At 62.6% G+C, this 15,508-nt stretch carries 13 protein-coding genes and 2 tRNA genes; 2 read left to right on the forward strand and 13 right to left on the reverse strand.

The features are described from left to right. From AC0Z42_RS26470 to AC0Z42_RS26480, 3 genes are all read right to left on the reverse strand, one after another. The coding region (locus tag AC0Z42_RS26470; RefSeq protein ID WP_485471054.1) for a ShlB/FhaC/HecB family hemolysin secretion/activation protein at positions 1 to 1,055 on the reverse strand (1,055 nt) is incomplete at its 3' end. A 609-nt stretch (positions 1,056 to 1,664) separates the two neighbouring features. Then, entirely contained in the window at positions 1,665 to 2,804 is a 1,140-nt protein-coding gene (locus AC0Z42_RS26475; RefSeq protein ID WP_485471055.1) for an AAA family ATPase, read from the reverse strand. Further along, the gene (locus tag AC0Z42_RS26480; protein WP_485471056.1) at positions 2,801 to 3,688 is read right to left on the reverse strand and encodes an RNA ligase family protein; all 888 of its coding nucleotides are present in this window, start codon (positions 3,686 to 3,688) and stop codon (positions 2,801 to 2,803) included. The genes AC0Z42_RS26475 and AC0Z42_RS26480 overlap by 4 nt, the downstream gene beginning before the upstream one ends. 404 nt (positions 3,689 to 4,092) lie before the next feature. Between AC0Z42_RS26480 and AC0Z42_RS26485 the strand changes: the two genes are divergently transcribed. Then, positions 4,093 to 5,490: an RtcB family protein gene (locus AC0Z42_RS26485; RefSeq protein ID WP_485471057.1), complete on the forward strand. Its 1,398-nt coding sequence runs from the start codon at positions 4,093 to 4,095 to the stop codon at positions 5,488 to 5,490. Positions 5,491 to 5,493: 3 nt separating this feature from the next. Here the strand turns inward: AC0Z42_RS26485 and AC0Z42_RS26490 are convergent, their stop codons facing one another. The 6 genes from AC0Z42_RS26490 to AC0Z42_RS26515 form a co-directional block, all read right to left on the reverse strand. After that, positions 5,494 to 6,363: an NAD(P)-dependent oxidoreductase gene (locus AC0Z42_RS26490; protein WP_485471058.1), complete on the reverse strand. Its 870-nt coding sequence runs from the start codon at positions 6,361 to 6,363 to the stop codon at positions 5,494 to 5,496. A 68-nt stretch (positions 6,364 to 6,431) separates the two neighbouring features. Next, positions 6,432 to 7,487 (reverse strand): histidinol-phosphate transaminase, encoded by a 1,056-nt coding sequence (hisC, locus tag AC0Z42_RS26495; protein ID WP_485471059.1) that lies wholly within the window; start codon positions 7,485 to 7,487, stop codon positions 6,432 to 6,434. Between the two features lie 161 nt (positions 7,488 to 7,648). Continuing rightward, positions 7,649 to 8,791: a porin gene (locus AC0Z42_RS26500; protein ID WP_485471060.1), complete on the reverse strand. Its 1,143-nt coding sequence runs from the start codon at positions 8,789 to 8,791 to the stop codon at positions 7,649 to 7,651. Positions 8,792 to 8,906: 115 nt separating this feature from the next. Then, complete coding sequence (locus tag AC0Z42_RS26505; protein ID WP_485471061.1) at positions 8,907 to 10,244, reverse strand: MFS transporter; 1,338 nt, start codon at positions 10,242 to 10,244, stop codon at positions 8,907 to 8,909. A gap of 78 nt (positions 10,245 to 10,322) precedes the next feature. After that, positions 10,323 to 11,270, reverse strand: coding sequence for an NAD(P)-dependent oxidoreductase (locus tag AC0Z42_RS26510; protein ID WP_485471062.1), 948 nt, complete (start codon positions 11,268 to 11,270; stop codon positions 10,323 to 10,325). After that, positions 11,267 to 11,968 (reverse strand): RraA family protein, encoded by a 702-nt coding sequence (locus AC0Z42_RS26515; RefSeq protein WP_485471063.1) that lies wholly within the window; start codon positions 11,966 to 11,968, stop codon positions 11,267 to 11,269. The genes AC0Z42_RS26510 and AC0Z42_RS26515 overlap by 4 nt, the downstream gene beginning before the upstream one ends. Positions 11,969 to 12,170: 202 nt before the next feature. Here AC0Z42_RS26515 and AC0Z42_RS26520 point away from each other — a divergent pair, with 202 nt between their 5' ends. Next, positions 12,171 to 13,064, forward strand: coding sequence for a LysR family transcriptional regulator (locus AC0Z42_RS26520; RefSeq protein ID WP_485471064.1), 894 nt, complete (start codon positions 12,171 to 12,173; stop codon positions 13,062 to 13,064). 272 nt (positions 13,065 to 13,336) lie between these two features. On the opposite strand, the gene AC0Z42_RS26525 is transcribed toward AC0Z42_RS26520, so the two are convergent. The 4 genes from AC0Z42_RS26525 to AC0Z42_RS26540 form a co-directional block, all read right to left on the reverse strand. Beyond that, a tRNA-Ser gene (locus AC0Z42_RS26525) sits at positions 13,337 to 13,426 on the reverse strand. A 262-nt stretch (positions 13,427 to 13,688) separates the two neighbouring features. Further along, positions 13,689 to 13,778: transfer RNA gene (locus AC0Z42_RS26530), tRNA-Ser, on the reverse strand. Positions 13,779 to 13,866: 88 nt separating this feature from the next. Next, entirely contained in the window at positions 13,867 to 15,156 is a 1,290-nt protein-coding gene (gene serS, locus AC0Z42_RS26535; RefSeq protein WP_485471065.1) for a serine--tRNA ligase, read from the reverse strand. Positions 15,157 to 15,254: 98 nt separating this feature from the next. After that, positions 15,255 to 15,458: a hypothetical protein gene (locus AC0Z42_RS26540; RefSeq protein ID WP_485471066.1), complete on the reverse strand. Its 204-nt coding sequence runs from the start codon at positions 15,456 to 15,458 to the stop codon at positions 15,255 to 15,257. Between the last annotated feature and the right edge of the window lie 50 nt (positions 15,459 to 15,508).

Below are 15,508 nucleotides of genomic sequence, written 5' to 3' on the forward strand. Positions count from 1 at the left end.
CCATTGAGATTGAGCATCCAGATCTTGGCCGTCTTGTCGTTGACGCTGCCGGTCGATTCGGTCTTGTCCTGGAAATCCTTGCTGTCATAGTTCACCTGCGCGTACAGGTTACCGGCGCGCGAACGGATCAAGGGGTAGCTGCCATACACGCTGGCAATCTTTGCCGTGCCCTTCGCTTCCAGCACGGCAAATTCCTTGCCCAGCTTGTAGTCCATATGCGTGTAGGCCGTGCCCAGGCGCAGCAGGCCGGCCTGGCCCTGGTAGGCCGCGCGCACATAGTTCAGGCCGTCGGTCGAGGTGAACGCGCGCACGGTGGCGACGTCGCCGATGCCAGCCAGCTCGTTGATATTGACGGTGGCGCCGATGCGGTTGCGGCCCGTGTAGCGGTTGCCCTGGTTGTCGACATCGACGCTGCCGTTGAAGCGCGCGCCCGGCTGCACGTCGACGATCAGGTCGGACGCACCCAAGGACGCACCCGGCGCCAGGGTCGAACTGATCTGCACGCCCGGCAAATCGGACAGCAGCAGCAGGCGCCGTTCCAGCGGCGTGGTGGCGACCACTTCGCCGTCGAGGCCGCTCAATATGCTGTGCGCCAGGCCGTCGGACAGATTGCTTTTATTGCGCAGCTGCACTTGCCCATACGTACCCGGCAGCACGGTGACTTGCACCACGCCATCCTTGATGTCCTGCGCCGGCAGATACGCCTGCGCCAGGAAATAGCCGCGCGTCTGGTAATAGCTGGCAATGCGGCTGGCCAGGGTGCGCAGCTCCGTCAAAGTCAGTTCGCTGCCCGGCACGAAGCCGCTGGCGGCGACCAGTTCGCTTTCCGCAAACACCGGCGGCGCGGCGATCTGCAAACGCTCCACCTTGATGCGGGTGCTGTCGCCGACGATGGCGGCCGGCACATCGCCGCGCTGCACGCGAATCGCGGGCGCCGCTTTCGGCAACTGGGGCGCGACAGGAATCTGCTGCAACTGGCTGCCGGCGGTCGGTTGCTGGGCGTAGGCGCCCTGGATCAACAGCAGCAAGGTCAGGGGTAGAAGTTTGGAGCGCAAAAGAATCCTCTCGATCACATGATCACAATAAGCGGCGGGGCAAAAAAGTTGCAACATATTAAATTAATAGTTTCTATATTTTAACATTGCCAATTTAAAACCTGATTATCTTTATTTACTTCAAGCTAAGATTTTTATAAATGAATTATTCTCTACTACGCGATATCTGGTGCAGTTAGCTTACACATTTTCCCTACAGAATTAATCTCAGATAATCACCACCTGGCTTCACGCAGCGCCACAGGGCGGCCGTCTGCCGGTTCCGGCATCAGAAAGACCGGTCTTGGAATTTCCATAAAGAAAATAATAAAACAATGTTTTATATTTTTCATTGCGTATTGATTCTGATTTCCAGCTTCTTCGACATATTAATCCGATCATTATTTAACAATTTACGGAGAAAAATCACAGAAAAAGATACACTTACAGCGCCTTGTCGGCGGGAGATGGGCAAACCGGTGATGGCTTGCAAGACTGTTATCGTCGCAGGCAGGAAGTCAATCGCCTTGCCGGCCTGGCTTCGCCAGCAAGAAAAAACGTCGTTAAATAGTTTCAGAAAAATCCGGAAAAACGTTGCTCCGTTACAACACCGGCGCGCTCGCCATGGCGTCAAGCCACTTCATGGCGCACCAGATGCGCCTCCTGCGGCAGCGGAATTTCCCAGTTCCACAACATCGCTTGCAGCTTCTTGTTGCTCAAGGAGGTATCGCGCTGGCCATTGCGGCGCAGCAGTTCCTTGCGCGATTGCTCCAGGTACACCAGTTCCACCTGCGCATGGTATTTGTAGAGCAGATTGAGCGTTTTTTCGCGCATCAGCGTCGACAGGTGCGTGGCATTCCACACGAAGGGCAGGCCCTTGCGCAGCAGTTCACGCGCGCGCTCTTCCGCATAATCGCCCACCTGCCCTTCGTTCTTGCCATGGCGCAGGCCCAGCGCCTGGCGCGCATCGTCGAACGACACCACCGGCAGTTGCGGGTGATGTTTCGCCACCCAGGTATTCTTGCCCGACGCAGGCAGGCCCGACATCACGATCACACGCGAGCCCGGCTGCTGGAACAGCGGATAGTCGGGGTGCGCCTCGGCGCCGCGAAAGTATTTCACGCGCGTATGGTCATCAACAAAGGCACGCGGCCGGTCGTAACAGCCCTCCTCGCGCGCCAATTCGCGAAACAGTTCGATCGCGTCCAGCACGCGCTGCGGGTCAGGGCAGATACGGCCGCGGATATCGGCCTCGGCCAGCATGGCCAGCACGCCGATATCGACCTGCCACGACAGTTCGCGCACGGTAAATTCGGGCGTCACGCCACGGCGCGAGGTCTCCAGGGAAAAAAAAGGCACCTGGTGCACCTGGATCAGGCGGCAGATGGCTTCGCGCGCGGCAAACGGCACCGCGTAATCCCATAGCGCGATGCGGGCGTCGAGCGCACCCTTGCGCGAGTGGCCGGGCTGGCCGATGGCGCCCGTGAGCGGGTCGATCACGGTGGTGCTGCACTTGGCCACGTCGTGCAGCAGTGCGGCCAGGAAGACGATTTCCTGCTGCGCGCGCGTGGCCTGCGCATAGGCCGGCATGGCCAGCAGGGCTTCGACCACCATCATGGTATGGGTCCAGACATCGCCTTCGGCGTGGTAGACGGGGTGTTGCGGCGTGGCTTTGGCCAGTTCCAGCTGCGGAAAGGCGTCCAGGCAGGCGGCAAAATCGGGCTGCCGTCCCGGCAGCGGCGCCAGCTGGCGCAATGTGTTCCAGTTCATCGGGTACTCCTTGTGAGTTGGGCCAGCTCGTCGGGCGAACGGCAGGTGCGCAGGCCCAGGTCCTGCCAAGTGACCAGTGGCTGTGGCGCATACAGATCCACGCCGGGCGCCAGCCGATTCGGGATCAAGGGCCGCGTGGCATGGTGCGAGCCGCTGTCGAGAATGGTTTGCGTGAAGTCCTGGCGCACCAGCTTGTAGCGCGCCAGCACTTGTTCGTCGTCTTCGACTTTCAGGTACAGGCCTTCGGCCAGGTCCGATTTGTCGGTCTGCTGCCAGCACAGGGCCAAAGGCAGGCGCTCGCGCGCCACCGCCGTCTCGAAACCCTCGCGCCAGGTATGGGACTTGGCCAGCGAGTGGCGCAGCAGCTGCCACAGCTGCCGCGTGCTGGTGGGCATGCTGCCCGCGTACAGCACCGGTACCGGCAGCACGGGCGAGCCAGCCAGCAGCGCATGGCGGCGCGCCGTCGACAGAAAGGTCCGGGTGCGGCGGCAGCACATGTCGAACTCGTTGAAGTAATGCGGCAGGCAGTCGTAGAACACGGAATGCTTGCTGTAGGCCCACTCGCCAAACAACACGTACTGGTCTTCCAGCAGCGCCAGCAAGGCGTGTTCATGTGCATGCGCCCACGGTTTCAACAGGTTGAACTGGCGTTCGCCGCCGCCACCCGCCAGATAGTGGCCGCGCGACTGCAGCAGCACCTGGCCCGCCTCGCTGAACGAGACGGCGGCGTTGGCGCCATCGATTTTTTCTTCGATGACGACGTACTTGCCGGCCAGCCGCTTCAACGGCATCTGGTCGGACGCATCGTCGCCGGGCTGCAGGCGCGAGCCTTCCAGGTGCGGCGTGCGCGGGTATTTGAATAACGGTAAAGATTGTAAAAACATGGCGTCACACGCCGCGTTCACCGGGGCGTGTCCTTTGCAGGGTCAGGGGTGCTGACGACGAGGCCGGGCGTGGACAGTCAAGGCGGGGCCTTGAAAACGTGTGCGGGTATTCCGGAAAAAGTGCCGCAGCAATCGTGGGCGTCAACGCGCCGGCGATGCTGCAGAGAGCAGTTCGTCAGCGTTAGCAGGTGATGGCGAATTGGCGAGGCACTTTTGGCTCCAGTATGAAAGAGGTTCTTGAAAGAAGAGCGAATATAAAGCGGGCGCGGCAATATTGCAAGCGGAATCACTTTGCAATCGAGATAAAATTTGCTAAGCTCGCCGCACTTCCTGTCGCTGCTGCGTGGAAAACAAACATTGCCCCTTGAAACGGGCCGTGCATTCGTTATTTCCGGAGCAGAATCGTGTTTCCCATCTCAAGATTACAAAAATCCCTGCGCCGCCAGGGCATCGCTGTTGCCTATGCAAACGGCATCTACACGCTCAGCAACCCGCACGCCCAGGCGTCCGTGCTGCTGCCTCATCATTTTCCGCTGGAAGAAAAAGCCGTGCGCCAGTTGCTCGAATTTGCCTCGGTTGCCGTGCCGGGCCAGGATGGCCATGTCTGCAAGGCCTGCGCCACGCCGGACTTTCATCCGGGCAGCATCGCCCCGGTCGGCAGCATCGTCGCCACCACGCCCGACATGGTGATCCCCGCCATTCCCGGCACTGACATCGCCTGCGGCATGCGCCTGATTACCACCGGCCTGACGCTGGCGCAGTTCGAGTCGCGCAAGGACGCCATCATGGCCAAGCTCCGGCATGTACTGCTGGAAGACGGGCGCAACGTGCCGCTGCGCTCGAAGGCGTTTGCCGCCCTGTTCGACGAGGGGCCGGAGGCGCTGATCGACAGCGTGCAAGAAGGCGGCTTGTGGTCGCGCGTCGACAAGGAGCGGCTGGTGCGCGAGCTCGACGCATGCATCGCGCTGCGCGAACTCGGTGGCGGCCTGCGCCATGCGCCCGAGGCGCTGGTCGGCACGCGTGAAGTCATTCGCGACCCCAGCCTGGGCACCACGGGGTCCGGCAACCATTTCGTCGAAATCCAGGTGGTCGACGCCGTACTGGACCGCCACGCCGCCTGGCATCATGGCCTGGTGGCCGGCGAAGTGGTGGTAATGATCCACAGCGGCAGCCGCGACGTGGGCTTTTTTGTCGGCAGCCGCTGGATGGACCGTGCGCGCGAAGCCTGGCCGAAAGGCATGCGCCATCCGCAGTCGGCCCTGTACGGGCTGACGGGTGAACTGGCTGCCGATTACATGGAGGCGATGGGAGTGGCCTCGCGCTATGCCTGGCTCAATCGCACCGTGCTGGCCGAACTGGTGCGCGACAGTTTTGCGCAGGTGTTTGCTCATGACGAGTCGCGCCTGGTGGTGGACGTGCCGCACAACGTCATCTTGCGCGAGCACGGCATGAATATCCACCGCAAGGGCGCCACGCCGGCGCGCGCAGGCGACCTGGCGCTGATCCCCGGTTCGATGGGCGACTACTCGTATGTGGCGACCGGCATGGGCAACCCGGACTGGCTGTGGTCGTGCTCGCACGGCGCCGGGCGCAGCATCCGCCGCCAGGCCATGCGTGCGGTGCGTCCGACTATTGGCGACAACGAGATGGCGTTCCAGTGCGTGACCTTGCGCGAGGAACGCCGGGTCGAGGAAGCACCGATGGCGTATAAAAAGATCGGCCCCGTCATCAGCGCGCAGGAAGAGGCGGGCCTGCTGCAATCGGTGGCCCGCCTGAAACCCCTGCTGACGTTCAAGGCATAGGTTTTACTTTTTGCCCAGGCGCGTGATCAGGCTGGAGGTATCGTAACGGTTGCCGCCGGCCTGCTGCACTTCGCCGTAGAACTGGTCGGTCAGCCTGGTCACGGGCAGGTCGCTGCCGTTGCGCCCGGCTTCGGCCAGGCAGATGCCCAGGTCCTTGCGCATCAGGTCGACCGCAAAACCGAAGTCGAACTTGCGCTCGATCATGGTCTTGCCGCGGTTTTCCATCTGCCACGATTGCGCCGCGCCCTTGGAAATCACATCGACCACCAGCGCTGCGTCAAGGCCAGCGTTCTCGGCAAAGGCGATGCCTTCGCTGAGCGCCTGCACCAGGCCGGCGATGCAGATCTGGTTGACCATCTTGGTCAGCTGGCCCGAACCCGACGGCCCCATATAAGTCACGGCGCGCGCGAACAGGGAGATCACCGCTTCGGCACGTGCATACGCTTCGGCATCGCCGCCGGCCATCACCGTCAGCTTGCCGTTTTCCGCACCCGCCTGCCCGCCCGAGACGGGGGCGTCGAGAAAGAACACGCCCTTCTCTTTTGCCGCCGCATGGATGGTGCGCGCTGCTTCGGCCGACGCCGTCGTATGGTCGATCAGGATGCTGCCCGGCGCCATGCCGGACAGCAAGCCGCCCTCCTCCAGGATCACCTGGTACAGATCGTTATCGTTGCCGATACAGGTGAACACGAACTCGGCGCCAGCCGCCGCTGCGGCCGGCGTGGCGGCGCTGCTGCCACGGTGCTGTTCCAGCCAGGCTTGCGCGCGTGCCCGATTGCGGTTGTAGACGGTGACGTCGTGCCCGCCCGCCGCCAGATGACCCGCCATGGGAAAACCCATCACGCCCAGGCCGATGAATGCCACTTTTGCCATATAGTCCGTCCCCTTGTTATTGTTGAATAATCCGCTGATTGTGGCACAACTTCATGCCATTGCAGCCATTACACCAGCGCGCGCAAGGCCTCCACCAGCGCCGCGCATTCCTGCGCATTGCCAATGCTGATGCGCAGGTACTGGCTGATGCGCGGCGCATTGAAATGGCGCACGATCACGGAGCGCGCGCGCAGGCCGGCCGCCAACTGCGCCGCATCGTGCTGCGGGTGGCGGGCAAACACGAAGTTGGCCACCGATGGCAGCACCTCGAAACCGAGCGCCGTCAATTCCGCCGTCAGCTGCGTGCGGCTGTCGATCACGGCTGTACGAGTCTGCTGGAAATACGCCTCGTCGCGGAACGAGGCGGCGGCGCCGGCCAGCGCCAGCCGGTCGAGCGGATACGAATTGAAGCTGTTCTTGACGCGCTCCAGCGCTTCGATCAGGTCCGGGTGGCCGATGGCGAAACCGACGCGCAGGCCGGCCAGCGAACGCGATTTCGACAGCGTCTGCACCACCAGCAGATTCGGATACTGCCGCACCAGCGCGATGGCGCTCTCGCCGCCGAAATCGACATACGCTTCATCGACCACCACCACCGCTTCCGGATGGGCTTGCAGCATGGCTTCCACGCCGGCCAGCGGCAAATCGACGCCGGTCGGCGCATTCGGGTTCGGGAAGATGATGGCGCCGCACGGCCCGGTGTAATCCTGCGGGCGGATGCGCATCGCATCGTCCAGCGGCACGGTGCGGTAGTCGATGCCGTACAGCTTGCAATACACGGGATAGAAACTGTAGCTGATGTCCGGGAACAGCAGCGGCGCGTCGTGCTTGAGCAGCGCCATGAAGGCCAGCGCCAGCACTTCGTCGGAGCCATTGCCGACAAACACCTCTGCGCTGCTCACGCCGTGGTAATCGGCCAATGTTTGCTTCAGTTCGCTGGCAGTGGGATCGGGATACAGGCGCAGGCTGTCGCTGGCGGCTTCCTTCAAGGCGGCGATCACCTGCGGCGACGGGCCATACGGATTTTCATTGGTATTGAGCTTGACCAGGCCGGGCAGTTTCGGCTGCTCGCCGGGGACATAGGGGGTCAGCTGGGTGACGATGGAACTCCAGAATTGGCTCATTGCGCGGTATCTATGGTGAGGAAATGGACGGAACAAAACCGCCGTAGATTACCATAGTGCCGCTTCCGGGCAGCAGTCAGCCCGGGCGAAAAACGTGATGGATGCGGCGCCAGCTTGATGCATTGAGGACAGCACTGCCGCCCCCAGTCAGGACGGCTGCGTCAGAAGGCGTGCGTCACGCCGAGGCCCATCCCCGCAGGATGGGCGCCGTTACGCACCCCGGTTACGCCATTGATGGCAAAGTCGCCATTCGCCTGCGCCTGGTTATCGATGCGCGCATACATCCAATACAGCTCGGTTCGCTTCGACGCCGCATAACCATAACCGACGGCCCAATAACGCATGCCTGTGTTGGCTGCGCTGGCGCCGTTGGCGCGCGAATTCAGCCTGACATCGCCGCTTTGGCCGTAGGCGGCGCGCCATGTCCGGGCGCCGTCACGGTGCGAAACGGCCAGCCAATAGTTGCGCAAGCTGGCCTCGCTGGCCGCGCCAGGCGCAAACGTCCTGGCAAGGCCGGTGGCGCCCAGGTTACCGCGGTAGGCCAGGCGTTCGGCAATCGCACTGAACGACGTGGCGCCAAGGCGGTACAAGGCGCCCAGTTTGAAAGCGCTGTCGCGGGTTTGCACGCTGGCCGTGTTGGCGTACTGGTCATGGCGCTCATAAGCGGCCATCAGCGACAGCGGCCCCTGCTCGTAACTGGCGGCGGCCGACCACATGCCCGGATCGCAGGCCACCGTGCAACTGTCCCGCTCTTCGCGCGCGCCATATGCCAGGCGCGCCTTGACGCCGTGGGCGGCGTCGGGCGTCCAATACTGCAGCAGGTTCTTCTGGCGCCGGTCGAACGACTGGCGGGTGGCCGCATTGGCCACCGTTACTGACTTGTTGCCGTACAGGACGGCGCCATAGCCGGCAAAGGTTTTATTGGTGAAAGGGTCGAGTTTCAGGGTGGCGTTCTTGTACGGCGTGTCCCACTGTCCCATCAGGACGGTGCCGGCGGCGCCGCGCAGGCCCACGCCGGAATTGCGCCCGGCCAGGGTGCCGCTGCCGGTATCGACGCCCACCGACGATTCGATCTGGAAGAAGGCCGACAAGCCGCCTCCCAGCGCTTCCTCGCCGCGAAAACCCAGCAGCGATGAATTATTGCTGATGCGGCCGGTACGGCCATTCGTGCCGGCGCCGGCGGACACGCTTTCCATATCGACGTTCAGTTTGCCGTAGAGCACGACGTTCGTTCCCTGGGCGCAGGCAAGTGGAGAGAAAAACGCCATGCCGACGGCCGCTGCGGTGATCCAATGTTGATTCATGTCTCGTCTCTTTTTTTCAGGTAAAGCCGGTCCCGCGCGCCTGTCGGGAGACGCGTCGGGATAACAGGAAGGAAGCGGCCTTGGCCCGCCAGGCGCGGGCCTTGGCCGTCAGGACTCAGGCAGGCGCTTTTTCGCGCGCTGCCGCGGCATGGGCGCGCGTTTCGCGGCTGGCCCTGGCGCTCAGGCCGAGCAAGGTGGCGATACTGGCCAGCGCCAGCAAGGCGATCGGCAGCAGGCCCAGCGCATGGCTGCCGGTCTCGGTCCTGATCCAGCCGTAGACGTTGACCATCAGGCCGCCGCCGATCAGGTTCGACACGGCGTTGATGCCGGCCAGGCCTGCGGCGGCGGAACCTGCCGCCAGCCAGCCCGAGCTGAGCGCCCAGAACGGCCCCTTGAACGAATAGGCGCCGATCAGCACGCAAGTGAGCATGATCACGGTCGGCAGCAAGGATGACAGCACCAGCGTGCTGAGCATGCCCACGCCGATCAGCGCCAGCGGAATCACGGTATGCCAGCGGCGCTCATTCTTGCGGTCCGAATGGCGGCCCCACAAGACCATCAACACCGAGGCGACCGCGTACGGCACCGCCGCCAGCCAGCCGGTCTGCATCACGCTCAGGCCAAACGACTTGAACATTTGCGGCATCCACACACTGAGCACGCTGCCGGCGGCCGAAGCGGTCGAACACACCAGGGCCATGCCCAGCACTTCCTTGCTGCGAAACAGCTTCCAGATCGAAACATGCGCCTTGGCCTTGCTGTTCCGGCGCTCGTCATCCATGCGCGTCGACAGCCAGTCGCGCTGCTCGGCGCTCAGCCATTTGGCCTGTTCCGGACGGTCGGTCAGATACCACAGGCAAGCCACGCCCATCAGCACGGTCGGCAGGCCTTCCAGGATGAACAGCCATTGCCAGCCACGCAGGCCCAGCATGCCATCCGTCTGCAGCAGCGCCGCCGACAGCGGTGCGCCGATAAAGCTGGCCATCGGAATCGAGACCATGAAAATGGCGACGATGCGGCCACGGTAGGCGGCCGGTATCCAGTAGGTCATGTACAGCAGCACGCCGGGGAAGAAGCCGGCCTCGGCGGCGCCCAGCAAAAAACGCAGCGCGTACAGCGAGTTCGCCCCCTGTACCAGCGAGGTGGCGGCCGACACCAAACCCCAGGTAACCATGATGCGGGCAATCCACTGGCGCGCGCCGAACTTTTGCAGCGCCAGGTTGCTCGGCACTTCGAAGATAAAATAGGAAATGAAAAACAGGCTGCTGGCAAAGCCGAACATTTTCGGTGATATGCCGATATCGTGATTCATCTGCAGCGAGGCCATGCCAATATTGCCGCGGTCAATAAAGGCCAGCAGGTAGCACACCATCAGGAAAGGGATCAGGCGCAGGGTGACCTTGCGCATGGTGTCCTTTTCGAGTTGGGTGACATTTTTTGTTATGTGATCCATTGTCTTCCTCCAATACTCTTTGTTTATAGTCGAAAATCGCCGCGCCATGGCTGGCAGCGGCGAGAAATTCCCGGCCCATCACGCCACGGCCAGCACCTCGCCGTTCAATACCGCCAGCACATTGGCGGCGGCGGCCGTGCCCATGCCGACATAGGCGTCGCTGGTAACGCCACCGATATGCGGTGACAAGATGACGTTCGGCAATTGCGCGAGCGCGTGTTCGCCGCTGAAGGGCTCGATGCTAAAACTGTCCAGGCCGGCGGCGCGCAGCTTGCCGCTTTGCAGCGCCTGCACCAGCGCCGGCTCGTCGATCAGGCCGCCGCGCGCCGTATTGACGACGATGGCGCCATCGGCCATGCTGGCCAGCGCCGCGCCGTCAAGCATGCCGGCGTTGCCGGCATTTAAAGGACAATGCAGCGACAGCACATCGGCGCCGGCGATCACTTGCGCCAGGGGCAGGCGCACGATGCCTTCCGGCACGCTGGCCGCATACGGGTCATACGCCTGCACCTGCATGCCCATCGCCTGGCCGATGGCGGCCACGCGCAAGCCGATCGCACCCAGGCCGACCAAACCCAGGGTGCGGCCCTTCAATTCCAGGCTTTTATGCGTGGCCTTGTCCCAGTGGCCCGCATGCATGCGTGCATCGAGCCGCACCACATCCTTGGCGCAAGCGAGGATCAGGGCCCAGGTGTGTTCGGCCACCGCCGCCGCATTGGCGCCCAGCGCCGCCTTGACTGCGATGCCGCGCGCGCCGGCCGTGACCACATCGATGGTGTCGATGCCCGTGCCATGCTTGGATATCACGCGCAACCGCGTGCAGGCCTCGATCACGGCGGCCGTGATGCGGCCATAGCGCACGATGATGGCGTCGGGCTGGTGCTGGCGGCACAGAGCGACCAGTTGCTGCTCGTCCGGGGTCTTGCCGGCATACACGATGGTGTGTCCCGCCAGCATCGCTACCGCCTGCGGCGCCAGGTCGGCCCCGGTCACCAGCACTACCGGTTTCACGCCCGCGCCGCTCACAGCGTTTCCCCTTCGGCCAGCACGCCGGCCTTGCGCAGCGCACCGTCCAGCCACAGCGGACGCAGCTGTTCGCCATTGCGGATGCCCTTGATGCGCGCCGTTTCGTCCGCCACTTTCTGTTTCGCCAGCGCCATCAGGGAAGCGGCCTTGTCGCGCTCGATGACCACCACGCCATCGGCATCGGCAACGATCAGATCGCCCGGATTGACGACTGCGCCGGCCACCGAGATCGGCCAGTTCAGGCGCCCGGGCACCAGCTTGGTCGGACCATTCGGGTTGGCGCCGGCCGCATACATGGGAAAGCCCAGTTCGCGGATGGCTTCGGTATCGCGCACCGCGCCGTTGATGATCACGCCGGCGATACCGATCGCCATGCATTGCGAGACCATGATTTCGCCCATCAGCGCGCAGGTTTCGTCGCCCTTGCCGTCGATCACCAGCACGTCGCCCGGCTGCGCCAGCGCCATGGCGGCATGGATCATCAGGTTGTCGCCGGGACGCACTTCGATCGTCAGCGCCGGGCCGGCGATGCGCATGCTCGGCGACAGCGGCGCGATGCGGCTCGACAAGGTGCCGCGGCGCCCGGCCACGTCGGCCAGGATCGAGGAAGGGAACTGGCTCGCTTCGGCGACCAGGGAGGGATCGACCCGCGGAAAGTCGCGGATGACGTCGGGGCGGGATGGCAATGCGTGATTCATGAGTGGCCTTGTCTGGTGAGGAAATTCCGGATGTGCGGGAGGGCGCAGCGATGCTGCGTTGGGTGATGCGCGTCTCCTGCTGCGGTGCTGCGGCCGTGCCGCGAGGGCCAGCCGTTTTCTTGTTGTGGGCCAGTATAGGAGTGGCTATTTATGCTGTATATTCAATTATTTTTTAGAATATATAAAAACGAGGAATGTATTGATGGACTTCCGCGACTTGAAGTTTTTCGAAGTGATTGCCCAGGAGGGCAACCTGGCGCGGGCGGCCGACAAGCTGTTCCGCACCCAGCCGGCGCTGTCGAAATGCATCGACCGGCTCGAAGAAGCGCTGGGCGCCAGGCTGTTTGAAAAGGACGGTCGCGGCATGCGCCTGACGGTGGCTGGCAGCGTGCTGCTGTCGCGCACGCGCCAGATGGCCCTGATGGTTGACGACACGGCGCGCGAAATGCGTGAACACGCCTCGGGCCTGAAAGGCCATATCCGGCTCGGCTGCGTGCCGACCCTGGCCGAACATCTGCTGCCGCAAGTATTCCAGGAAATGCTGGAACAGGCGCCCGAGGTCACCATCCGCCTGTCGGTGGCAATGAACGACGCGCTGCTCAAGGCGCTGCGCAATGGCGAGATCGACCTGGCGGTCGGCCCGATGCTCGAAGGCGACGAGGAGTTCGTGTCGGAGCAGATTGTCGCCGATCAGATGGTGGTGCTGGCCAGCAAGCACCACCCGGTCTTTGCCCGCCCTTATGGCCTGCAGGACCTGCTTGACTATCAGTGGGTATTGCCCGCCACGACAGTGGCCAGCCGGCAGTGGCTGGACCAGACATTCGAGCGCCAGCACCTGCCGCGACCACGCGCGCAGATCGAGTCGACGGTGCTGAACATGATCTTGCCGATTATCGAAAAGACCCGCTTGCTGGGCTTTGCCAGCAATGCCAATTTGCATGCGCGCAACCTGGGCCTGCGCGAGGTGGTGCTGCCGGAGACCACCATGCCGAGGCGGCTGGGGATGATGTATCGGAAGAATGCGTATTTGTCGCCGGCGATTTTGCGGGTGGGGGAGTTGTTGAGGGTGAGGGGGCGGGAGTTGCTGGTGGGGTGAGGGGGGACTTAAAAACCGCCTTGCGCTTCGCGCTTTGGGCGGGTTTTGAATCTATATGGACGATTCGGGGAGGGCTGGGCGAAGTAACGCCTTGCGCTGGCGCGCTTTGGGCGTCTTAAAACCTGAATGGACGATTCGGGGAGCCTCGCGCGAAGTACGCGCTCGTCTTCGAACCTGCCGCCTTGGCGCACGCGCATGCCCCGCAGGGGGCATGCTCCTCTCCGCCTCACAAATAAAAAAAGCTCCCTTGCGGGAGCTTCTTTTATTTGTTCTGGCGGAGAGGGTGGGATTCGAACCCACGGTACGATTTAACGTACGCTTGATTTCGAGTCAAGTACATTCGACCACTCTGCCACCTCTCCAGGTACTGCTTTGCTTGCGGTCTGCTCGAACTGCCGGGGCTGTTTGAGCGAGGCGCTATTTTAGCATGGGGGGTTGCTGTTTGGGTAGGGGGTTATTGGCTGATCTTGCCATTAAAGACAAAAACCAAATGGACGATTCGGGGAGCCTTGCGCGAAGTACGCGCTCGTCTTCGAATCCCACGCGCATGCCCCGCAGGGGGCATGCTCCTCTCCGCCTCACAAATAAAAAAAGCTCCCTTGCGGGAGCTTCTTTTATTTGTTCTGGCGGAGAGGGTGGGATTCGAACCCACGGTACGATTTAACGTACGCTTGATTTCGAGTCAAGTACATTCGACCACTCTGCCACCTCTCCAGGTACTGCGCTTTGCTTGCGGTCTTTTCTTGCATTGCTGCGAGAAGGCAAGATTATAGCAGCCGGCAGAAAAAAGAAAAGGACTTTTTTATGCTTTCAGATGGCTCAGGCCGCCCATGTACGGACGCAGCACTTCCGGGATTTCCACGCTGCCGTCGGCTTGCTGGTAGTTTTCCAGTACCGCCACCAAAGTGCGGCCGACTGCCAGGCCGGAGCCGTTCAGGGTGTGGGCCAGTTCCGGCTTGCCGGCGGCGTTGCGGAAACGCGCTTGCATGCGGCGCGCCTGGAATGCTTCCGTGTTCGACAGGGACGAGATTTCGCGGTAGGTGTTTTGTGCTGGCAGCCACACTTCCAGGTCGAACGTCTTGGCGGCCGTGAAGCCCATGTCGCCGGTGCACAGCGACATCACGCGGTACGGCAGGCCCAGGCGCTGCAAAATCGTTTCGGCGTGGCCTACCATTTCGTCGAGCACGGCATACGACGTATCCGGGTGCACCACCTGCACCATTTCCACCTTGTCGAACTGGTGCTGGCGGATCATGCCGCGCGTGTCGCGGCCGTAGCTGCCTGCTTCCGAACGGAAGCATGGCGTGTGCGCCGTCATTTTCAATGGCAATTGGTCGAGCGGCAGGATTTCATCGCGGGCGATATTGGTCAGCGTCACTTCCGAGGTCGGGATCAGGTAGAAGGTCTCGCCCTCGCCTTCCACGCCGCCTTTTTTTACCGAGAACAGGTCGGCTTCGAATTTCGGCAGCTGGCCCGTGCCGCGCAGGGAATCGGCGTTGACCATGTACGGCGTATAGCATTCGGTGTAGCCGTGCTCGTCAACGTGGGTGTTGAGCATGAACTGCGCCAGCGCGCGGTGCAAACGGGCGATGCCGCCTTTCATGACCGAGAAGCGCGAACCGGTCAGCTTGGTCGCCACTTCGAAGTCGAGACCCAGCGCGGCGCCGACATCGACATGGTCTTTCACTTCGAAATCAAAACTGCGTGGCGTGCCGACCTTGCGCACTTCCACGTTGCCCGCTTCGTCTTCGCCGACCGGCGCCGATTCGTGCGGCAGGTTCGGCACGGCCATGATGAAGTCGCTCAGTTTGGCTTGCACCAGCGCCAGCGCCGTTTCATCGGCTTTCAGTTCGTCGCCCAGGCCGGCCACTTGCGCCATCACGGCCGAAGTGTCTTCGCCCTTGCCTTTCAACATGCCGATCTGCTTGGACAGCGCATTGCGCTTGCCCTGCAATTCTTCGGTGCGCGTCTGGATCGCCTTGCGCTCGGCTTCGAGGGCGGTAAAACCTGCCACGTCGAGCTGGAACTTGCGCGTCGCCAGGCGGGCGGCAACGGTGGCGATGTCTTTACGGAGTAATTGGATATCTATCATGGGGTGCGTGGCGGTGCTGAGGTATGGAAGCACACATTGTACCAAGACCCGTTCGTTTCATTCCGAGTTTTGCAGTGGCCGGCTTGCGGCCGCCGGCATCAGATGAAGGCGGCCTTCTCGGCGGCGGTGAGGCGGCGGGCGCTGACGGTTACCACCGGCATCGAGGTGTCGGCTACGCGGGCGACCAGGGTCGAGTCGGCGCTGACGGCAACGGCGCGGCTGTCGGCGGTGGCGAAGCTGGAACCGATGGCCAGGACGGCGGCGGCGAGAAAGGCGATTTCCATGTTTTTCAGTGCGTTCATGATGTGGCTCCTGGTAGTGTTTGATTCGTTGAGTGCTGCTGGTATGGTGG

Source organism: Janthinobacterium sp. 1L-D-8-B-C4, assembly GCF_057291295.1.